Source organism: Streptomyces sp. NPDC002958 (assembly GCF_055563255.1).
The window spans coordinates 1-20589 of record NZ_JBVHDS010000037.1 but is presented as its reverse complement, the minus strand read 5'-3'; the positions used below and the strand labels follow the sequence as shown (position 1 = coordinate 20589).

The 20589-nt window shown below is 69.8% G+C and carries 22 protein-coding genes; 9 read left to right on the top strand and 13 right to left on the bottom strand.

All coding sequences use genetic code 11. The features are described from left to right. Positions 1-145: 145 nt before the first annotated feature. Positions 146-790: a DUF6758 family protein gene (locus ACZ3IC_RS32200; RefSeq protein ID WP_467422013.1), complete on the bottom strand. Its 645-nt coding sequence runs from the start codon at positions 788-790 to the stop codon at positions 146-148. 158 nt (positions 791-948) lie between these two features. Here ACZ3IC_RS32200 and ACZ3IC_RS32195 point away from each other — a divergent pair, with 158 nt between their 5' ends. Further along, positions 949-2181 (top strand): MFS transporter, encoded by a 1233-nt coding sequence (locus tag ACZ3IC_RS32195; protein WP_467422012.1) that lies wholly within the window; start codon positions 949-951, stop codon positions 2179-2181. A gap of 17 nt (positions 2182-2198) precedes the next feature. On the opposite strand, the gene ACZ3IC_RS32190 is transcribed toward ACZ3IC_RS32195, so the two are convergent. Next, entirely contained in the window at positions 2199-2783 is a 585-nt protein-coding gene (locus ACZ3IC_RS32190) for a suppressor of fused domain protein (protein ID WP_467422011.1), read from the bottom strand. A 409-nt stretch (positions 2784-3192) separates the two neighbouring features. Between ACZ3IC_RS32190 and ACZ3IC_RS32185 the strand changes: the two genes are divergently transcribed. Next, positions 3193-4308: a magnesium and cobalt transport protein CorA gene (locus ACZ3IC_RS32185; protein ID WP_467422010.1), complete on the top strand. Its 1116-nt coding sequence runs from the start codon at positions 3193-3195 to the stop codon at positions 4306-4308. 12 nt (positions 4309-4320) lie between these two features. Then, complete coding sequence (locus tag ACZ3IC_RS32180; protein ID WP_467422009.1) at positions 4321-4842, top strand: hypothetical protein; 522 nt, start codon at positions 4321-4323, stop codon at positions 4840-4842. Between the two features lie 66 nt (positions 4843-4908). Here ACZ3IC_RS32180 and ACZ3IC_RS32175 read toward each other — a convergent pair whose 3' ends face one another. Further along, positions 4909-5676, bottom strand: coding sequence for a hypothetical protein (locus ACZ3IC_RS32175; RefSeq protein WP_467422008.1), 768 nt, complete (start codon positions 5674-5676; stop codon positions 4909-4911). 235 nt (positions 5677-5911) lie between these two features. Here ACZ3IC_RS32175 and ACZ3IC_RS32170 point away from each other — a divergent pair, with 235 nt between their 5' ends. From ACZ3IC_RS32170 to ACZ3IC_RS32160, 3 genes are all read left to right on the top strand, one after another. Continuing rightward, a complete protein-coding gene (locus ACZ3IC_RS32170) occupies positions 5912-7186 on the top strand; it encodes a magnesium transporter MgtE N-terminal domain-containing protein (RefSeq protein ID WP_467422007.1) in 1275 nt (424 codons plus the stop codon). Continuing rightward, positions 7176-7733 (top strand): DUF1003 domain-containing protein, encoded by a 558-nt coding sequence (locus ACZ3IC_RS32165; RefSeq protein WP_467422006.1) that lies wholly within the window; start codon positions 7176-7178, stop codon positions 7731-7733. Before ACZ3IC_RS32170 ends, ACZ3IC_RS32165 begins: the two co-directional genes overlap by 11 nt. 94 nt (positions 7734-7827) lie before the next feature. After that, the gene (locus tag ACZ3IC_RS32160) at positions 7828-8961 is read left to right on the top strand and encodes an Mrp/NBP35 family ATP-binding protein (RefSeq protein WP_467422004.1); all 1134 of its coding nucleotides are present in this window, start codon (positions 7828-7830) and stop codon (positions 8959-8961) included. Between the two features lie 129 nt (positions 8962-9090). On the opposite strand, the gene ACZ3IC_RS32155 is transcribed toward ACZ3IC_RS32160, so the two are convergent. From ACZ3IC_RS32155 to sigE, 5 genes are all read right to left on the bottom strand, one after another. After that, positions 9091-9750 carry a hypothetical protein gene (locus tag ACZ3IC_RS32155; RefSeq protein WP_467422003.1) on the bottom strand — a complete coding sequence of 220 codons (660 nt, stop codon included), beginning with the start codon at positions 9748-9750 and terminating at the stop codon, positions 9091-9093. A gap of 118 nt (positions 9751-9868) precedes the next feature. After that, positions 9869-10354, bottom strand: coding sequence for a sec-independent translocase (locus tag ACZ3IC_RS32150; RefSeq protein ID WP_467422002.1), 486 nt, complete (start codon positions 10352-10354; stop codon positions 9869-9871). Positions 10355-10453: 99 nt separating this feature from the next. Next, a complete protein-coding gene (locus ACZ3IC_RS32145; RefSeq protein ID WP_467422000.1) occupies positions 10454-12154 on the bottom strand; it encodes a S1C family serine protease in 1701 nt (566 codons plus the stop codon). Between the two features lie 125 nt (positions 12155-12279). After that, positions 12280-13293 carry an anti-sigma factor family protein gene (locus ACZ3IC_RS32140; RefSeq protein WP_467421999.1) on the bottom strand — a complete coding sequence of 338 codons (1014 nt, stop codon included), beginning with the start codon at positions 13291-13293 and terminating at the stop codon, positions 12280-12282. Next, entirely contained in the window at positions 13290-14051 is a 762-nt protein-coding gene (gene sigE / locus ACZ3IC_RS32135; protein WP_467422037.1) for an RNA polymerase sigma factor SigE, read from the bottom strand. Before sigE ends, ACZ3IC_RS32140 begins: the two co-directional genes overlap by 4 nt. Before the next feature lie 182 nt (positions 14052-14233). Between sigE and ACZ3IC_RS32130 the strand changes: the two genes are divergently transcribed. Further along, positions 14234-14899: an O-methyltransferase gene (locus ACZ3IC_RS32130; protein ID WP_467422036.1), complete on the top strand. Its 666-nt coding sequence runs from the start codon at positions 14234-14236 to the stop codon at positions 14897-14899. A 205-nt stretch (positions 14900-15104) separates the two neighbouring features. Here the strand turns inward: ACZ3IC_RS32130 and ACZ3IC_RS32125 are convergent, their stop codons facing one another. Then, positions 15105-15272, bottom strand: a complete 168-nt coding sequence (locus ACZ3IC_RS32125) for a DUF3117 domain-containing protein (protein WP_003966491.1) — start codon at positions 15270-15272, stop codon at positions 15105-15107. A gap of 313 nt (positions 15273-15585) precedes the next feature. Between ACZ3IC_RS32125 and chcB the strand changes: the two genes are divergently transcribed. Continuing rightward, positions 15586-16398, top strand: coding sequence for a 2-cyclohexenylcarbonyl CoA isomerase (chcB, locus tag ACZ3IC_RS32120; protein ID WP_467421998.1), 813 nt, complete (start codon positions 15586-15588; stop codon positions 16396-16398). 12 nt (positions 16399-16410) lie between these two features. Here the strand turns inward: chcB and ACZ3IC_RS32115 are convergent, their stop codons facing one another. Together ACZ3IC_RS32115 and ACZ3IC_RS32110 are read right to left on the bottom strand one after the other, a co-directional pair. After that, positions 16411-16998 (bottom strand): DNA-3-methyladenine glycosylase I, encoded by a 588-nt coding sequence (locus tag ACZ3IC_RS32115; protein ID WP_467421996.1) that lies wholly within the window; start codon positions 16996-16998, stop codon positions 16411-16413. Then, a complete protein-coding gene (locus ACZ3IC_RS32110) occupies positions 16995-17459 on the bottom strand; it encodes a hypothetical protein (protein WP_467421995.1) in 465 nt (154 codons plus the stop codon). Before ACZ3IC_RS32110 ends, ACZ3IC_RS32115 begins: the two co-directional genes overlap by 4 nt. A 110-nt stretch (positions 17460-17569) precedes the next feature. On the opposite strand from ACZ3IC_RS32110, the gene folP reads away from it, so the two are divergent. Further along, a complete protein-coding gene (folP, locus tag ACZ3IC_RS32105; RefSeq protein WP_467421993.1) occupies positions 17570-18442 on the top strand; it encodes a dihydropteroate synthase in 873 nt (290 codons plus the stop codon). A gap of 122 nt (positions 18443-18564) precedes the next feature. Here the strand turns inward: folP and ACZ3IC_RS32100 are convergent, their stop codons facing one another. Together ACZ3IC_RS32100 and dapE are read right to left on the bottom strand one after the other, a co-directional pair. After that, a complete protein-coding gene (locus ACZ3IC_RS32100) occupies positions 18565-19314 on the bottom strand; it encodes an LOG family protein (RefSeq protein ID WP_467421992.1) in 750 nt (249 codons plus the stop codon). Between the two features lie 87 nt (positions 19315-19401). Continuing rightward, positions 19402-20481 (bottom strand): succinyl-diaminopimelate desuccinylase, encoded by a 1080-nt coding sequence (gene dapE / locus ACZ3IC_RS32095; RefSeq protein ID WP_467421991.1) that lies wholly within the window; start codon positions 20479-20481, stop codon positions 19402-19404. Positions 20482-20589 lie beyond the last annotated feature (108 nt).

The window sequence follows — 20589 nt, the reverse complement described above, 5'->3', positions numbered from 1 at the left end:
CAGACCGTTTCGGCAACGCCGCAGATGTGCGTGCCGGACGCCGCGAGCCCGGCCAGGCTCTTCAGCACCCTCCTAGGGGACATTTAAGGATAACCGGCATTCGAGCGGACGCCCGGCCGCGCACGGTGGCCCTGCGGGCACCTGGTCAGGGCTGGCTGAGCAGGCGCGGTGTGAGCGCCCCGCACGGCACGAGGTCCATCTCTCCCCCGGCCTCGCGCAGATCGGCGAGCACCAGCTCGTCGTACATCAGGAGTCCCGACTGCTCGGGCCAGACGATCGCCCAGAGCCAGAGACCACGCGCCTCACCCGCGAAGACCGCCCGGTCCTCGGGTGCTCCCTTGACGTGCCAGAGCGGGGTGGGGCGTCCGGCGGCAAGCATCTTGACGTCCGGCGGGCCGTCGACGTCCAGATACGGGCCGGGGTCGGGGCCGTCGATCCCGGCGTAGCGCGCTCCGAGTCCGACGCCGAGATCCTCGGTGACGAGCAGCAGCTCGCCGATGCCACCGACCGGGCCGGGACCGGAGCAGGCGACGACGGTGGCGCGGCCGCCGCTGCGGTCGTCACCCGCGCTCGCCACACCGGTGAACAGCCAGCCCACCGGCAACGGCCAGGGCATCCACACCGGCACCTGGGCGCGGCGCACGACCACGCCCAGCGCTTCGACGCTGGGTGGGATGACCGGCTGCAGCGGTTGCACACTCCCGTGCACGGAACACTGCCAGGTGTCGTCAAAGAGACCGGGCGCCCTGACCCGGCCTCCACACTTCGGGCAACTGGGTTCGCCCCTCATAGCGACCAACGGTCCTCCAGGACCGTCGCCGCGTCAAGAACGATCACCCGTCCGCAGCGTGGCTTCCACCACCGAGATTTAGATGTATCTTGCATTCATTAGCTTTTCTAACTTATTCTGTACATGACACAACTATCCAGTGGAGAGCGAGGAGACCCATGCAACAAGAGCATCCGTTCGATCAGGGAGCGGGCAGCATCCTGCGCCAGCCGAAGGCCGTCTGGGCCACAGCGGGCGCCTGTGTCGTCGCGTTCATGGGAATCGGCCTGGTGGACCCGATTCTGCCGTCCATCGCCAAGGGCCTGGAGGCGACACCGAGCCAGGTGTCACTGCTCTTCACCTCGTACTTCCTGATCACCGCCGTGGCGATGCTCGTCACCGGCTTCGTGTCCAGCCGGATCGGCGGTCGCAAGACACTGCTGGCCGGCCTCGCGCTCGTCGTCGTCTTCGCCGCGCTCTCCGGCACCTCGTCGTCCGTCGCCGAGCTTGTCGGCTTCCGGGCCGGCTGGGGTCTGGGCAACGCGCTCTTCGTATCGACCGCGCTCGCCGTGATCGTCGGTGCGGCGACAGGCGGCAGCGCGACGGCGATCCTGCTCTACGAGTCGGCGCTCGGTCTCGGCATGGCCTGCGGGCCGCTGCTCGGCGCCCTGCTCGGCGACGCAAGCTGGCGCTACCCGTTCTTCGGTACGGCCGCACTGATGGCGATCGGCTTCATCTGCATCACGGTGTTCCTGAAGGAACAGCCCAAGCCCGCCAGGAAGACCTCGCTGCTCGACCCGGTCAAAGCGCTCGGCCACGGCGGCCTGGCCTCCGTCGCAGCCTCGGCGTTCTTCTACAACTACGCGTTCTTCACGATCCTGGCGTTCACGCCGTTCGTGCTGAACATGACGCCGTACAAGTCGGGAGCGGTCTTCTTCGCCTGGGGTCTGCTGCTCGCGGTCTTCTCGGTGCTCGTCGCCCCGCGACTGCAAAAGCGCTTCGGATCGCTGAAGGTGCTCGGTGCCTCACTGGTGCTGCTCGCCGCCGATCTCGTGATCCTCGGATACGGCAACCACACCACCGCCATCGTCTGCACGATCGTCTCCGGCGCCTTCATCGGCATGAACAACACCGTCTACACGGAGCTGGCGCTCGGCGTGTCTGACGCACCGCGCCCGGTGGCGAGCGCGGGTTACAACTTCGTCCGCTGGTTCGCCGCGGCAGCCGCCCCGTACCTCGCACCGAAGATCGAGGAGTGGAGCAACATCCACATCCCGTTCGTGGTCGCCGCGATCGCGGCCGTGGTCGGTGCGGTCGTCGTCTGGATCCGGCGTACGGCGCTGACCCACGAGGCAAAGGAGCTGGAGACGAAGCACGCCACCGAGGACGGTGTCACGGCCTTCGCCGGCTGACCACGGCACAGTACGTCTCAGTCCAGCGTCACGGAGCCGCGCAGCGGATCGCGCAGATCCGTCCCGTGCGACAGCCACCGCTCCTGGAGCTCCTGCGCGCCCCGGACCCGCTTCCACGCGGCCTCGTTGTGCGTCATCGGCAGCAGCGGCAGGAACCGTACGGGCTCCATAGGCTCGTCCAGCTCCAGATCCTCGACGAGCCCGCCCGGCTCCGCGACCAGTACGGAGCTGAACGGCGCCCCCGGCCACAGCGGTTCGCCGACGTCCAGCGAGGCGCCGGGCGCCACGATCAGCCCCTCGACCTGCGGGGTCGCCGCCAGCACGGCCAGCGGGCGCAGCACCTTGTCGGTGTCGGCCAGTCCTGCACGTAGTGACAGGACCAGCTCGGCGCGCGGGCCCTTCACCGGGTCGGCGAGGGCCGCGGTCGGGTCGGCCATCGGCTGTGCGGCCATGCCGAGCGTGGCGTAGCGCACCACGTCGCCGTCGACGAAGCGGAGCACCTCGATGCGGTCCGTGCCGAGAAACGTCACTGCGGCGCGTGCGTCCGGTTCACCGAGGGCCGTCAGCAGCCGGGCCTCGACCAGAGCAAGAATTTCTCCCATCCCGCGAGCATAGGACGCGTATGGAAGGGGCAAAGTAAGGGATTGGCCCTCAGTCGGCTGATAGTCTTGGCCGCTGGTCGGGACAGCACGCAGAAGCGTCGCTCTCGCTCCCGACGACACGTCATCCCCTACGGGGGACCGGCTGGAGGAGGTGGGGCTGCAATGGATCGAAGTCGACCGTGCAGTACCAACCGCTCTTCCGCACCTCACCTCTCTTCGGTGATCTGAAGCCTTCTCGGTCAAGGCCCATGGCATTGCGCACGACGGAAGAGCACCCCTTTTTTGCCTGTCTGTAGCGAACGCCGTCATCGCGCCGCTGCGGTGCCGCCCGCTTTGCGGACGTGAGCACACGTCCCCATTCCGGGCTGTTCCACGTGCCCGACGACGGCCCTCCGTGAAGGAGCCAGCCATGTCGATGATCCGCGACCTGCGCGCCGCCGTGCGCCCGTCCCTGCGCAAGAGCAACGCCCTGCACAGCAGTTACGACACCACCCGTGACCCGTCCGCCTCCAGCGCGGTCGTCGACTGCGCGGTCTACCGCGACGGACGGCGCGTGGAGAGCGGCACCTGCCGCACGCCGCACGAGGCGATGCTCCAGGTGCGGGAGGAGGGCGGCTTCGCCTGGATCGGCCTGCACGAGCCGACCGAGGAGGAATTCGCCGGTATCGCCCGGGAGTTCGGCCTTCACCCGCTCGCCGTCGAGGACGCTGTCCACGCCCACCAGCGGCCGAAGCTGGAGCGGTACGACGACACGTTGTTCACCGTCTTCAAGACCATCCACTACGTCGAACACGCCGAGCTCACCACGACCAGCGAGGTCGTCGAGACCGGCGAGGTGATGTGCTTCACCGGCCGGGACTTCGTCATCACCGTGCGGCACGGCGGCCACGGCTCGCTGCGCGCACTGCGGCACCGGCTGCAGGACGACCCCGAACTGCTCGCCAAAGGGCCGTCCGCCGTCCTGCACTCCATCGCCGACCATGTCGTCGACGGCTACATCGCGGTGGCGGGCGCCGTCCAGGAGGACATCGACGAGGTGGAGATCGAGGTCTTCTCGACCCCGGCGAAAGGCAGTCCGCGCGGCTCGGAAGCGGGCCGGATCTACCAGCTCAAGCGTGAGGTCCTGGAGTTCAAGCGGGCCGTGTCGCCGCTGCTGCGGCCGATGCAGCTGCTGAGCGAGCGGCCGATGAGGCTGATCGACCCCGACATCCAGAAGTACTTCCGTGATGTCGCCGACCACCTGGCGCGGGTACACGAAGAAGTCATCGGCTTTGACGAACTGCTGAACTCGATCCTCCAGGCCAACCTGGCGCAGGCGACCGTCGCACAGAACGAGGACATGCGCAAGATCACGTCCTGGGCGGCCATCATCGCCGTACCCACGATGATCTGCGGCGTCTACGGCATGAACTTCGAGCACATGCCCGAGCTGCGCTGGACGTACGGCTACCCGATGGTGCTGGGCGTCATCGGAGTGGTCTGCTTCTCCATCCACCGCACCCTCAAGCGCAACGGCTGGCTCTAATAGAGTTCGGGTATGACTGCTGCTGCCGCTGACCTGCCGCTGGGCCGGGCTCTCGTCGAGGAGGCCACCAAGAAGTCCGGCCTCATCTGGGTGCGGGGCACCGGGCCCGCGCGGGCGCTGTGGCACGTATGGCACGAGGGTGCGGCACATCTGGTCGGCGACGGCCCCGGCGAGCAGCCGTTCCCAGCCGGTCTCGCCGACGGGTCCACCGCCGAGGTGACCGTGCGCAGCAAGGACAAGGGCGGTCGGCTGATCGCCTGGACGGCCGCCGTGGCGGAGCTCGCGCCGCACTCCGAGGAATGGGAGGCCGCGGTCGCCGAGCTCAAGGGCAAGCGGCTGAACGCACCGGACGCCGAGCAGATGACGGAGCGGTGGGCGCGCGAGTGCCGGGTGCTACGGCTGACACCCGGCGAATTCCGTACGGAGCTGCCGGACGTCTCCCATGCCGCGGCACCCCTGCCGACCTCCGCGACCACACGGCGGCCGGTGCCGGCCGGACTGCCGCGGCTGCTGAAGCGGAAACGCAAGGGTTGACCGGGGCGCCCGTCCGCCCCCGATCCGCCGGGCAGGGCTTGGACCGCGTACCGCGCGGCCCGCTCTTCAGGACAATGTCTTGGGCAGCTGCTGCCCGTAGTCGACCGTGTCCTCCTTCGCCGGGGGCTCCAGCGTGAAGTCCTTGCCCCAGTCCGACAGCGTCACGGTCCCGCCGCCGCCGGCACGCGCGAAACGCAGCGGGTACGGTGTGCCCTCCAGCGCGACGTCGAGCGTGCCGCCCTCGCCCTTGCCGCCCATGATCTGAACGGTCCGGGTCGGTCCGATTTTCGCCCGGTCGCCCTTGTTGAGAGTGCCGTGCAGGGTGAGTACCCCGTCGAGCAGTGTCTCCTTGTCCGTGAAACCGCGCAGCTGCTTGTACGTGGGGTCGTCCTCGGGCACCTTCACGTACTTGTCCTGGAGCTTGTCCGCGGCCGCCCCGCCCGCGTCGGCCTCGGCGCCGGACTCCTCGTCGTCGCTCCAGAACCCGGAGTCCGCCTTGAGATAGAGCTCGTCACCGATCCGCAGCAGCTCGAAGGTGCTGTCCTTCGAGACGACGGAGCCGGTGCCGCCCTTCTCCCTGAGCTGCATATCGAGCTTGTACGTGCCGCCCTTGCTGACCAGCGTCCCGGCCAGGCGCACCGCGTCGGCGGAGTCCGCGGCGGCCCGCGTCTTCTTCTCGATCTGCGTGGCGGTGAGCTTGCCGACGCCGTTGGTCCCCATGTCCGGATCCTCGCCCCCGCATGCCGTGAGGGTGACGGTCAGCCCCGCACAGAGCACAACGGCGAGGGCGGTCCGACGGCGTCGGGCCCGGACGGGCGGGACGGAAGAGGTCACGGGCGCACTGCCTCTCATCTGCATCGCGGGGGGTACCAGACGGCAGCGTACCTGTGCCGATCACGCCTTCCGGCAGAGAGCCGTACGGACGGGTCCACCGGGGCAGCCCGGAGCGGTACGGGCTAGCCTGATCCCGTCATAACGGTTGATTAGCTGCCAAACGGACCGGACAGAGAAGTCATACACGGCAGACGGTCCGGACAGAGAAGTCGTACACGGAAGAAGGAGGCGCACCATGGCGGCAGGCGCCCCCCGGGTCTTCGTCTCGCACCTCGCCGGCGTCCCCGTCTTCGATCCCAACGGCGACCAGGTGGGCCGCCTCCGCGACCTGGTGGCGATGTTGCGGGTCGGCGGTCGGCCGCCCCGGCTGCTCGGCCTGGTCGTCGAGGTGCTCAGCCGCCGCCGGATCTTCCTCCCGATGACCCGGGTCACGGGGATCGAGTCCGGTCAGGTCATCACCACCGGCGTGGTCAACATGCGGCGCTTCGAGCAGCGGCCCACCGAACGCCTGGTGCTCGGCGAGTTCCTCGACCGCCGCGTCCACCTCGTGGAGACCGGCGAGGAGGTCACCATTCTCGATGTCGCCGTTCAGCAGCTCCCGGCCCGCCGTGACTGGGAGATCGACAAGTACTTCGTGCGCAAGGGCAAGGGCGGGGCGCTGCGACGCAAGGGCGAGACCCTGACGGTCGAGTGGTCGGCGGTCAGCGGATTCTCGCTGGAGGAGAACGGGCAGGGCGCCGAGTCCCTGGTCGCCACGTTCGAGCAGCTGCGCCCGACCGATGTGGCCAACGCGCTGCATCATCTGTCGCCGAAGCGACGGGCCGAGGTCGCCGCCGCGCTCGACGACGACCGGCTCGCCGATGTCCTGGAGGAGCTGCCCGACGACGACCAGATCGAGATCATAGGCAAGCTCGAGGAGGAGCGCGCCGCCGATGTCCTGGAGGCCATGGACCCGGACGACGCGGCCGACCTGCTGTCCGAGCTGCCCGAGGAGGACAAGGAGCGGCTGCTGACCCTGATGCGTCCGGACGACGCGGCGGATGTGCGGCGTCTCATGTCGTACGAGGAACGGACCGCGGGCGGTCTGATGACCACCGAGCCGATCATCCTGCGGCCGGACGCGACGGTCGCCGACGCGCTCGCGCGGGTCCGGCAGGCAGATCTGTCCCCCGCGCTCGCCGCCCAGGTGTACGTGTGCCGCTCGCCGGACGAGACACCGACCGGCAGGTACCTGGGCACGGTGCACTTCCAGCGGCTGCTGCGGGACCCGCCGTACGCCCTGGTCAGCTCGATCGTCGACAGCGATCTCGTCCCCCTCACGCCCGACACCCCGTTGTCGGCCGTGACGAGCTACCTGGCCGCGTACAACCTGGTCTCGGTGCCGGTCGTGGACGAGAGCGGATCGCTGCTCGGCGCGGTGACCGTCGACGACGTGCTCGACCATCTGCTGCCCGAGGACTGGCGGGAGACCGACTTCCACGGTGAGGAGGAGGTCGCCCGTGGCCGGTGAGGACCGTACGAGGGCGGCGGCGACGGGTGCCTCGGGCATCGCGCGCCCGCCCCGTTCCCGGCTGGACCAGCCCAAGGCCCCACGGCGACGGCTGCTGCCCAATTACGACCCCGAGGCGTTCGGCCGGCTCTCCGAGCGGGTCGCCCGCTTCCTGGGCACCTGGCGCTTCATCCTCTGGATGACGTCGGTCATCATCGTGTGGGTGGTGTGGAACGCCTCCGCGCCCGCGGCGTGGCGGTTCGACGAGTACCCGTTCATCTTCCTGACGCTGATGCTGTCGCTCCAGGCCTCGTACGCGGCCCCGTTGATCCTGCTCGCGCAGAACCGGCAGGCCGACCGCGACCGGGTCACCCACGAGCAGGACCGCAAGCAGAACGAGCGCTCCATCGCGGACACCGAGTACCTGACCCGGGAGATCGCGTCCCTGCGGATGGGTCTCGGCGAGGTCGCCACCCGCGACTGGATCCGCTCCGAACTGGAAGGCCTCGTGAGGGACATGGACGACCGGCGCGCCCCATTCCCGGCCGAGAGTGACGAAGACCGCTGACGGGGTTACTCGCGCGTAGCAGCAGGCGCCGTAACGCCTCCCGTCGCCCACCACCACCCTCCAGGAGCGCCGCGCGCACCCGTACTATCGAGGTATGGCTACGGAAGACGCGGTGCTTGAGGCACTGGCGACGGTGAACGACCCGGAGATCCACCGTCCGATCACCGAACTCGGCATGGTGAAGTCGGTCGAGATCGACGCTGACGGTGCAGTCGCTGTCACGGTCTATCTCACGGTCTCAGGCTGCCCGATGCGCGAGACGATCACCAAGAGCGTGACCGACGCGGTCGCCCGCGTCGAGGGCGTCTCGCGCGTCGACGTCACGCTCGACGTGATGAGCGACGAACAGCGCAAGGAACTCGCGGCCTCGCTGCGCGGCGGCACGGCCGAGCGCGAGGTGCCGTTCGCCAAGCCCGGCTCGCTGACCCGGGTCTACGCGGTCGCGTCCGGCAAGGGCGGCGTCGGCAAGTCGTCGGTCACGGTGAACCTGGCGGCCGCGATGGCGGCCGACGGCCTCAAGGTCGGCGTCGTGGACGCGGACATCTACGGGCACAGCGTGCCCCGGATGCTCGGCGCGGACGGCAAGCCGACCCAGGTCGAGAACATGATCATGCCGCCGTCGGCGCACGGCGTGAAGGTCATCTCCATCGGCATGTTCACCCCGGGCAACGCCCCGGTGGTGTGGCGCGGACCGATGCTGCACCGAGCACTCCAGCAGTTCCTCGCCGACGTGTACTGGGGCGACCTGGACGTTCTGCTGCTCGACCTGCCGCCGGGCACCGGTGACATCGCGATCTCGGTGGCACAGCTCGTGCCGAACGCCGAGATCCTGGTCGTCACGACCCCGCAGCAGGCGGCGGCAGAGGTGGCCGAGCGGGCAGGCTCGATCGCCGTCCAGACCCACCAGAAGATCGTCGGTGTCGTCGAGAACATGTCGGGTCTGCCGTGCCCGCACTGCGACGAGATGGTCGATGTGTTCGGTACAGGCGGTGGCCGGAAGGTCGCCGAGGGCCTGACGAGGACGACCGGCGCGGAGGTGCCGGTGCTCGGTTCCATCCCGATCGACGTACGGCTGCGCGAGGGCGGCGACGAGGGCAAGCCGGTCGTCCTGTCCGACCCCGACTCCCCGGCCGGCAAGGCGCTCCGCACCATCGCGGACAAGCTGGGGGGCCGTCAGCGCGGCCTGTCAGGCATGTCGCTGGGAATCACCCCGCGCAACAAGTTCTGAGCTGAGGGGGCGGGGCCGGCCGGGCTCGAAGATGTCCTCGATCGCCGGACGGGCTCGAGAATCGAGCCGGTCCGGCGATCGAGGACACGGCGGAAATCAGCCGCGACCGGTCACCGCCGGACGTCTTCGCTACGCGTACGCCGCGATGTCGCCGATCACCGAGAATGCCAGCCCGTACGCGCTCATTCCCCGCCCGTACGCCCCGATGTGCACCCCGCCGTGCGCCGATCCCGCCAGCACCCAGCCGAACTCGGACTCGCGGTAGTGGAACGGCATGGGAACACCGTCCACCGGCAGTGACAACGCCGACCACGCGGGGCCGACCAGATCGTCGGCGAGTTCGAACGCCGTCTCCGTCTGCTGGTCCAGCCAGTCGTCACGCAGTGAGTGATCCAACTGCGGCGGCCACGTACAGGCGAGCAGACCGGACCCGGCCAGCCAGGCCGCGGAGGAGACCGTGGTCGCGTCCAGAACCCCTCTACCGTCACCGCTGCGCCGCACCGGACTGCTGGCCACCGTCACGACGACGGCGAATCGTTGCTTCTCGGCACCCGCGTCGGCCCGTACCGACGGTTCGTCGCCGTGCCCGATGGAACCGTGCTGCACCGTGCCGTCCGCCTCGGTGCCCACCTGCATCAGCCAGCGCGGCCCGGTGAAGGCCTCGTCCAGTCCGTACCAGGGAAACGGAGCTGCCAGATAGCCGTCGACAGTACGCCGGGACGCCGGTACCTCCTCTGCGGTGCCTGTGCTCGGCGCACCCTCCGCGCCCACCCGACTGGTCGTCTCCATCTGCCCGGCCGCCTCCTCGATCCGTTGGGTCCGGAGCAGCCCGCCCCCCACGGGCGTCCTCACAACCGGACAGATGGAGAATAGCCATACCCTCCGGACGAGCCGGGATTGACCGGCGTCAGGTGGCGTCCGCGTCGAACGGCGGGCGGTCGTCCTTCGCGGGCTGTTCACGCTTCTTGAGCAGGTCCGGAGTACCGGTGGAGCCATTGGCAGCGGTGAGCGCCGAGGCGCTCGACACGCCGCTGCGGGTGTCCGCGGACGCCACGGCCGCGCTCTCCCGGCCGTTCACCGCGTCGGTGACCTCGGCCAGATCCTTGCGCAGGTCGAAACTCTCGCGGATCTCCTTCAGCCCCAGGTCGTCATTGCCGTCCATGAGCTGCTTGCGGACGAACGTCTTGGGGTTGAGGTCCTCGAACTCGAAGTCTTTGTACTCCGGGCCGAGCTCCGTGCGGATCTCCTCCTTGGCGCTCTCCGAGAACTCACGGATCTTACGAATGAAGCGCGAAGCATCCTGGATGACTTTGGGCAGCTTGTCCGGGCCGAAGACCAGCACGCCCAGGATCGCGAGCGTCACCAGCTCGAGTGCGCCTATGTCATTGAACACCTTGTTGCTCCTCGTGTTCTCCGAGACCAGGTCGGTTGAGGTCCGGACCCGGCCAACGGTACCGGTCGGAACTGTCCGCGCGGTAGCGCCCCGTGGCTGTCACGTGCCGGTTGCCGAACCAAGAGTCAATGAGATGGACACCTCTTTGCCACCACGGGTCAGACCCAGGTCCAGACGGTCGCCGGGCCGGTGCGCGCGGATCTTCACGATCAGCTCCTCACCGCTGTGCACCCGTCGGCCGTCGACCTCGGTGATGATGTCCCCCGGCTTGATCCCGGCCTTGGCCCCGGGCCCGTCGGGCGTCACCGCGGGGCGGCCGTCCGCGCCCTTCGTGCTCACCTTCGCGCCGTCCCCCGTGTACTTCATGTCCAAGGTGACGCCGATCACCGGGTGCGTCGCCTTCCCCGTGTTGATCAGCTCCTCGGCCACACGCTTGCCCTGGTTGATCGGGATGGCGAAGCCGAGACCGATGGACCCTGCCTGTCCGCCCTCGGTGGTCGAACCGCTGTCTGCGGCACGGATGGCGCTGTTGATGCCTATGACATGGGCATCGGTGTCGACGAGCGGGCCGCCGGAGTTGCCCGGGTTGATCGGCGCATCGGTCTGCAGCGCGTCGACGTAGCTGATGTCGCTGCCGTCGCCCTTCTCGCCACCTGCGGTGATCGGCCGGTCCTTGGCGCTGATGATGCCGGACGTGACGGTGTTGGACAGGTCGAAGGGGGCGCCGATGGCCACCACCGGGTCGCCGACCTGCACATTGTCGGAGTTGCCCAGCGGCAGCGGCTTGAGGCCGGAGACACCGGTGACCTTGACCACGGCCAGGTCGTAACCGCTGTCCTTGCCGACGACCTCGGCGCGCGCGGTCTCGCCGCCGCTGAACGTGACGGTGATCTCGCCGGAGGGCCCGGCCGGGGCGACGACATGGTTGTTGGTGAGGATGTGGCCGGACTTGTCGAGAACAAAGCCGGTACCCGTGCCGGATTCGGAAGTGCCGCTGACGTGGAGGGTGACCACGCTGGGCAGTGCGCTGGCGGCGATGCCCGCGACGCTGTCGGGGGCGCGGCCACCGCTGTTCCGGCCGGTCTGCGCAAGCTCGACCTGGGTGAAACCGCCGTTGCGCTCGGTGTAGGCGCCGATGCCGCCGCCGATGCCGCCCGCCACCAGGGCGAGCAGCACCGCACCGATGAGGAGGGAGCCGCGGCCGTGCTTCCTGCCGACGTCGGCCCCGAGCGATGGGCCCGGGTTGGTCAGCGGCTGCCGGGGCGCGCCCCAGGGGTCGTACTGGAGCCACTGCGTCGACTGGGTCTGCGGCTGGAGCGCGGGCTGTGCCCCCTGGGCGTGCTGACTTCGGGGCTGCTGAGGCACGTGGGGCGGGTGCGCGAAACCGGGGGCGGGCGAGGTGGGAACTCCGGCGCCGTTCGTCCCCGCGTACTGCGGGGGTACGGGGGTGCCGTGCGCCGGGGTCGGGACCGGTCGCTGAACGGGGGGCGCGGGTGCCCAGGGGCCGGGTCCGCCGTAGGGCGGGGTGCTGTACTGATCGGGCTCGTGCAGTGGCGCCACGGGCTGCGTGGCCGGTACGGACGCCACGGGTTCGGCAGCGGGCGGCACTGACATCGACTCGGGTGCCGGCGGCTGGGGCGGCGTGTCGGCCGCATGCGCTTCGGTCACGCCCGTCGCGTCGGCCATGGGCAGCGCGTCCTCGACGGGTGACAAATCGTCCGGCGCTGCGCAAGTGGTGCGTTCCGGCGTGGGCCGGCTCCACCACTTCGCCTTCGGCCCGGTGGACTTCCCGTCTTCCATGCTCTCCCCGCAACTGCCACAACTGGCCTCTCCACGCCCCGGCAGGGAGGCCCCTCCCGGAATTCCTCTCGGAATTCAACCAGGTTTGCGGATGTCTGCGCAGACCCCGTCGGTACAGAACCGGGTCAACGCCGGGAGGAAAGCGGCAGACCGGGATCGGCGGGGGTGGGGAGGGCCGAGGCCGTCGGGGGTGTCCAGGACGGCGGTGCGGACGGCGCCGGGGGCTGTGGGGCGAGTCGTCCGAGTGCTTGGGCGAAGAGCGGGGTGGTGCCGGTCGGGCGTATCAGCGGTGGCGCGGACACATTGCTCAGGACCTGCACGTCGAAGGTGTTTCCCGCGAGACTTCCGGTGGAGAGCAGGGCGGGAGCGGGAGAAGGCGCCGCCGGTGTGGCCTCCGGCGCGGGAAGTGGTGGGGCAGCGGCGACGGACGAGTGGTCGCCCGCCTGCGGCGCGGCGAGCGTGCTCTGACTGCCGCCGCCGCGACGGCTCACCGAGCTGTTGCTCTCGCTGCGGGAACCGGCGTCGAGCGGGATCGCCGTGTTTCCGGCGCCCGCGGCCCGGGCCGGGGTGTTGGGACCCGCACTCGTCGGCAGGGCGCCGCCCAGGGCGATGGCTGCCAGCGATACGGCGCTGGCCGCTGCGAAGGCGAACCTCCGGCCGCGCCATGGCGACCGATCTCCCTCGCGGCCCACCTCATGGATCCGGAATCCGGAACGGGACGAACCACCCGGCAGCACAGTGGTCGCGCCGTGCGGAATCGTGCGGAAACCGAAACCGCCCAGTGGTGAGTGCCCCGGCGAATCCGTGCGGCTGCCGGAGGGCTGGATCACCGGGAAGAGCCCGTCGGCGAAACGCCCGGAGCCGCCGAACGGTCTCCCCCGGCTGTCGTCATCACCACCCGACCCCCCGGGAAGGCCCTGCAGCCGGGCGAGGAGCCCCTCGGACGGCGACGGTGGGACGGACTGCGCGAAGACACTCTTCAGGCGCCGCTGGGCGACAGCCTCGGCCTTGCACTTGGTGCAGGTCGCAAGGTGGGCGAGCACCCGCTCGCGGGTGTCGTGTTTCAGCTCACCGTCGACAAGCGCGGCGAGCCGGTCCCCCAGGTGCTGTTCCGCGGGGGTCGGAACTGTGCCACTCACGCCGTTCCGCCCTCCCCTGCCAGGATCACGCCCGCCAGCGAGCGCTGCTCGGCACGGGCCTCGGGCGAACGGTGCTGCAACGCCTTGCGCAGATGCGAGCGACCGCGGTGGATACGGCTGCGCACGGTGCCGAGCTTCACGCCGAGCGTCGCGGCGATCTCCTCGTACGAGAGGCCCTCGATGTCACAGAGCACGACGGCGGCACGGAATTCGGGCGCAAGGGTGTCCAGCGCCTGCTGGACATCCGCGTCGAAGTGGGTGTCGTTGAAGACCTGCTGCGGGGACGGCTCACGGCTCGGCAGCCGCTCCGCGGCGTCGTCACCGAGGGAGTCGAAGCGGATCCGCTGCTTACGACGGACCATGTCCAGGAACAGGTTGGTCGTGATGCGGTGCAGCCAGCCCTCGAAGGTTCCCGGCGTATAGGTCGACAGCGACCGGAACACGCGCACGAAGACCTCCTGGGTGAGGTCCTCCGCATCGTGCTGGTTGCCCGTCAGCCGGTAGGCGAGGCGATAGACACGGCCGCTGTGCGTGCTGACAATCTCTTCCCATGAGGGCGGCGTCCACGCCTGGGAACCCGCATTTGAGGTGAAGGTCGCGGTCGGTGCGGAAACGTTGGAAGAACGGTCAGCGATGTTGGTCACGGATTTCGGCTCACCCGCCGACCTGAGAAAGCGCCACAGCGCTCCTCTCCGATCCACAGGCGCAGCCGCACCTCCCCTATCGGCTTTGGTGGTGTCCAGTGGAGCCCCTACCATAACCACCTCGCCCGTTAGCTCCGGATAAGCCTTTTTCCTGCTGGGGCCGGGGATCACCCCGGGAATCGTCGGCCCATGGCTCCCGGACCCGATCCGCGGGCCGACCCCATGCGCATTCCCCTGCCTTCGCACAACGCCCGGTCCCATCTGCGGGTTCCCGGGTGCAGCGGATACAGTCACCGTTGCGCCAACTACGGGGACAGGAGAGGGTCATTACCGCCAACCGGCAGACGAGCTGGGCGTTCGCCGACGCCTTTGTCGCCGAGGACGAAGCATTGCACTGGGCCCGGGACCGGGCCCTGGAGGCAGGGCTCCGCTCGGTGTCGCCAGGTACCGGCGCCGCGCTGCGCTTGCTCGCTGCCACGACGGACGCCAAAGCGGTGGCCGAAATCGGCACCGGGACCGGCGTGTCCGGACTTTATCTGCTGCACGGCATGCGGCCCGACGGAGTACTGACCACGGTCGACCCGGAGCCCGAGCGCCAGCAGTTCGCCCGTGAGGTGTTCCGGGCCGCGGGGTTCGCCGCCAATCGGGCCCGCTTCATTCCCGGCCGTGCCCTGGACGTACTGCCGCGGCTCGCAGACGGCGGATACGACCTCGTGTTCTGCGACGGCGACCGGCTGGAAAGCCTGGACTACCTCGCTGAATCGTTGCGCCTGCTGCGTCCCGGCGGCCTCGTCTGCTTCGAGGGCGTCTTCGCGGACGGACGTACGGTCGACTCCGCGGCGCAGCCCGCGGAGGTGCTGCGGCTGCGGGAGCTGCTGCGTGCGGTGCGGGAGAGTCAGGAGCTGATGGCGACGTTGCTGCCGGTGGGCGACGGGCTGCTGTGCGCGGTACGGAGGGGCTGACGCCCCGCGCACGAGGCCGGGGTCCTTGCCCCCTGCCCGCGCAACCGGGGTGTGTCCTCGGCCTCCGGACAGGCGGTGGTTCTGCACCCGCGGGGTCCACGAGCAACCGGACGGGCCGGTTGTGCCGGGCCGTCCGGTTGCGAACGCATCACTGCCCCGGCACGGACACCGTGCCGGGGCAGTGATGAAGTGTGGGCGCCTCTGCTCAGCCGACGACCTTCTTGAGGGCATCGCCGAGTGCATCGGCCTCGTCCGGAGTCAGCTCCACGACAAGCCGACCGCCGCCTTCGAGCGGAACGCGCATGACGATGCCCCGCCCCTCCTTTGTCACCTCGAGCGGGCCGTCGCCCGTCCGCGGCTTCATGGCCGCCATGCTCGTTCCCCTTCCTGAAACCAGCTCATCGCAACCGGCGGCCCCATGACAGGCGCTGTGTCACCGGCATCGAACACATTGCTTCCAGGCCATTATCCCGCATCACAGACCCCGATGACCAACATCGGTCGGCATCGCTTGCGCAACGCGCTCTCTCAAAACCACTCAATTCGGCGATCCAACTGCGATACTCCGTCACCTTCACCCCTTCATCAGGGCGCAATCGTTAGACGCAGGTCACATGTTCACTCCCACCCGAGTCCGCCATGCTGGCCTGGACAGGCATTGCCCAAGGTGCAGAGGGGACAGCGAAATGGCCGACCAGATGGCGGACAGCGTGCTCTATGAAGTGAGCGACGGGCTCGCGACGGTCACGATCAACCGTCCCGACGCGATGAACGCCATGGACACCGCGGCCAAGGTGGCGCTCCGTGACGCACTGAATTCTGCGGCGGCCGACACCGCCGTACGGGCCGTTCTGCTCACCGCGACCGGGCGCGCCTTCTGCGTCGGCCAGGATCTGAAGGAGCACGTCGGCAAGCTCGCCGAGGCCCGTGAGTCGGGCGGCGGCAATGCGCTGAGCACCGTGCAGGAGCACTACAACCCGATCGTGCGGGCCATCACCGAGATGCCCAAGCCGGTCGTCGCCGGGGTCAACGGTGTCGCCGCCGGTGCCGGTTTCGGTTTCGCGCTCGCCTGTGACTACCGGGTGGTCGCCGACACCGCCTCGTTCAACACCTCCTTCGCCGGGGTCGCCCTCACCGCGGACTCGGGCGTCTCCTGGACGCTGCCCCGTCTGATCGGGCAGAGCCGCGCCGCCGACCTGCTGCTCTTCCCGCGCTCGATCTCCGCGCAGGACGCCCATGAGCTGGGCATCGTGAACAAGCTGGTGCCCGCCGCCGACCTGGCCGCCGAGGCCGCCGCGGTGGCCCGCGCCCTGGCGTCCGGTCCCACGGTGGCGTACGCCTCGCTCAAGGAGTCCCTGGCCTACGGCGCAGGTCACACGCTGCGCGAGGCGCTGGAGAAGGAGGGCGAGCTCCAGACGAAGGCGGGCGCGTCCGAGGACCACACGATCGCGGTGCAGGCGTTCCTGAACAAGGACAAGCCGAAGTACCTCGGCCGGTAGCCCCGGCCGGGGCTACGCCCCGGTGCCGCGCGCCACGCAGTCGGCCAGGTGGTCGTCGACCAGACCGCAGGCCTGCATCAAGGCGTAGGCCGTCGTGGGTCCGACGAAGCGCAGCCCGCGCTTCTTGAGGTCCTTGGCCAGCGCCGTGGACTCCGGGGTGACCGCGGGAACGTCGGCGACGGTGCGCGGTGCCGGGCGGCCGACCGGGGCGGGGGCGTAGGACCAGATCAGTTCGTCCAGCTCGCCGGCGCGCCAGTCGGCCAGCACCTTGGCATTGGCGAGGGTCGCCTCGATCTTCGCCCGGTTGCGGATGATGCCGGCGTCGGCGAGGAGCCGTTCCTTGTCGGCGTCGGTGAACTCCGCCACGGCGGGGATCTTGAACCCGGCGAAGGCGGAGCGGAAGCCCTCTCGGCGGCGCAGAATCGTCAGCCAGGAGAGGCCCGACTGGAACGCCTCCAGGCAGAGCCGTTCGAACAGGACGTCGTCGCCGTGGACGGGACGGCCCCATTCGGTGTCGTGGTACGTGAGGTAGTCCTCGGTGGAGAGCCCCCACGGGCAGCGCAGACCGCCGTCCGGAGCCGCTTCTACGCCGCCGCTCATCGCTCGGGCTCCTCTCCGGGGCGCGGGGTCTGCCGGGTGTCCCGCTGCCGCGGGTCCTGCTGGGGCGCCTCCCATGGCGCCTTCGGGCGGTCCTTGGGCGGCTCCCGTTTCACCTGCGGGCGGTCCTCCGGCCGCTTGAGGAGATCGGGGCCGCCGGCCGCGGTCGCCTGCGCGCCGGCCAGCGCCGACTCCAGTTCCGCGATCCGTGCGTCCCGCTCGGCGAGCTCGGCGCCGAGCCGGCCGAGCGCCTCGTCGACGTCCGTCATGCGGTAGCCGCGTACGGCCACCGGCAGCCGGAGCGCCTCGACATCCGCGCGGCCGACCGGGCGCGTCGCAGGCAGCGGGTCGATCAGCTGCTCGGGCGCCACGTCCTGCAGGACGGCGCTCTTCCCCCCGCCTACCACCGCGAGGGTGACCGCGGCCACGACCACCACCATCGTCAGCAGCAAGAACCAGAACACACGCATCTCCCGGGGAGCGGAAACCTGTCCGGGTCCGATCGTGCCATGCGGCGGTGACAGTTAGGGTCGCAGGCGACCCACGGGGCGATCTACCAGAGGAGAAACACGGGATGCGAAGCGGTGCGCTCAGGCTGGGGCGGCGTGAATTCGGTGCGCACGAGCCGGTGATCATGGCGATCGTGAACCGTACCCCCGACTCCTTCTACGACCAGGGCGCGACGTTCCGGGACGAGCCGGCGCTCGCCCGGGTCGAGCAGGCGATCGCGGACGGTGCGGCGATCGTCGACATCGGGGGTGTGAAGGCGGGCCCGGGCGAAGAGGTGACCGCAGAGGAGGAGGCCCGTCGCACGGTGGGGTTCGTCGCGGAGGTGCGGCGCCGCCACCCGGATGTGGTGATCAGCGTCGACACCTGGCGCCACGATGTCGGCGAGGCGGTCTGCGAGGCCGGTGCGGATGTGCTGAACGACGCGTGGGGCGGCGTCGACCCGAAGCTCGCGGAGGTCGCCGCGCGGTACGGCGCCGGGCTGGTGTGCACGCACGCGGGCGGCGCCGAGCCGCGGACCCGGCCGCACCGGATCGCGTACGACGACGTGATGGCGGACGTCCTGCGGGTGACGCTGGGTCTGGCCGAGCGGGCGGTCGGGCTCGGGGTGCGACCGGACGGGATCATGATCGACCCCGGTCACGACTTCGGGAAGAACACCCGGCACTCGCTGGAGGCGACACGTCGGCTCGGTGAGATGACGGAGACCGGCTGGCCGGTCCTCGTATCGCTGTCCAACAAGGACTTCGTCGGGGAGACGCTCGACCGGCCGGTCAAGGAACGGCTGGTCGGGACGCTGGCCACGACGGCGGTGTCGGCGTGGCTGGGGGCGCAGGTGTACCGGGTGCACGAGGTCGCGGAGACGCGGCAGGTGCTGGACATGGTGACGTCCATCGCGGGGCACCGGGAGCCGACGGTGGCACGGCGGGGGCTGGTGTAGCCGGGGCGTGAGGTGGCGGGGGGGGCGCCTGCGGCGGGCCTTGATCCCCTGCCCGCCCCTTCCCGAAACCCGGGCTCCGACCCGGCCCCGCTCCTCGATCGCCGGAGGGGCTTGAAGAAGCCCTATCGACCGACCTCCTTCGTCACGAGGTCGACCGCCTCGTCCACGTCGTCCGTGACGTGGAACAGCAGCAGGTCATGCGCGGACGCCTTGCCCTGCGCCACCACCGTGTCCCGCAGCCAGTCCACGAGCCCGCTCCAGTACGCGGTGCCGAACAGCACGATCGGGAAGCGGGTGACCTTGCCCGTCTGGACGAGGGTGAGGGCCTCGAAGAGTTCGTCCAGGGTGCCGAGGCCGCCGGGCAGGACGACGAAGCCCTGTGCGTACTTCACGAACATCGTCTTGCGGACGAAGAAGTAGCGGAAGTTGACGCCGATGTCGACGTGCGGGTTGAGGCCGGACTCGAAGGGAAGCTCGATGCCGAGGCCGACCGAGACGCCCTTCGCCTCCCGCGCCCCCTTGTTCGCCGCCTCCATGGCTCCGGGGCCGCCTCCGGTGATCACCGCGAAGCCGGCCTCGACCAGGGCCTTGCCGATCCGTACGCCCGCCTCGTAGTCCGGCCCGCCGGCCGGGGTGCGGGCCGAGCCGAAGACGCTGATGGCGCTCGGCAGCTCGGCGAGGGCTCCGAACCCTTCGACGAACTCCGACTGGATGCGCATCACCCGCCATGGGTCGGTGTGCACCCACTCGGAATCGCCCTCGGTGTCCAGCAGTCGCTGATCGGTGGTGCCGGGCTGCACCTGGTCCCTGCGGCGCAGTACCGGCCCCTGCCGCTGCTCCTCGGGGACGTGCGCTTCCTCGGGGTTGCCCATGACCTGCTCCCTCCGACGACGATCGATGACCAACTGTGTCAGCTCAGGGTAGATCCATGCAGGTTACGGACAGGGGAATACCGTGGGTCAGCCGGTGAGCCAGGAGCGGAGCCGTTCCTCGCAGTGGGTGATCCGGTCGACCCCCACGTGCTCGTTGCGCTTGTGCGCGAGGAGCGGGTCGCCGGGTCCGTAGTTCACTGCGGGAACGCCGAGAGAGCCGAAGCGGGAGACGTCGGTCCAGCCGAACTTGGGCCGGGCGGTGCCGCCGACCGCTGCCATGAACGCCTTCGCCGCCGGGTGGGCGAGGCCGGGCATGGCCGCGCCCGAGTGGTCGTCGACGGTGAATTCGACGACGCCGCAGTCGGCGAAGACCTCGTGGACGTGGGCCAGGGCCTCCTCGGGGCCGCGGTCGGGGGCGTACCGGTAGTTGACGACGACGGTGCAGGCGTCGGGGATGACGTTGTTGGCGACGCCGCCCTCGATCCGTACGGCGTTCAGGCCCTCGCGGTACTCAAGGCCGTCGATCACCGGCCGGCGCGGCTCGTACGCGGCGAGCCTGGCGAGGATCGGGGCGGCGGCGTGGATGGCGTTCGACCCCATCCAGCCGCGCGCGGAGTGCGCCCGCTCCCCCTCCGTACGGAGGAAGACCCGCAGGGTCCCCTGGCAGCCGCCCTCGACCTGGGCGTCGGAGGGTTCCAGCAGGACGGCGAAGTCGCCCTCCAGCCATTCGGGGTGGGCGTCGGCCACGTGGCCGAGCCCGTTGAGGTGCGCGGCGACCTCTTCGTTGTCGTAGAAGACGAAGGTGAGGTCGCGGTTGGGCTCGGGCACGGTCGCGGCGATCCTCAGCTGGACGGCGACGCCCGACTTCATGTCGGAGGTGCCGCAGCCCCACAGCACGCCGTCGTCGTCGAGCCGGGACGGCACGTTGTCGGCGATCGGCACGGTGTCGATGTGTCCGGCGAGCACGACCCGCTCGGCACGTCCCAGGTTCGTCCGGGCCACGACGTTGTTGCCGTGCCGGTCGACGGTCAGGTGCGGGAGGGTGCGCAGCGCCGACTCGATCGCGTCGGCGAGCTCCTTCTCCTGACCGCTGACCGACGGGAAGTCGACGAGCCGGGCGGTGAGCGCCGGGCCGTCCAGAGTGAGATCGAGCGTGCTTTCAGCCATGGCCACGACCCTAAGTGGTCGGCTCCGGAAGTCCTTCGGGGGTTGATCACGTAGCTGGCCCGTCGGAGGATTCTTCCTGGTGATCGGCGGTGTGCCGGTCGAGTCTGG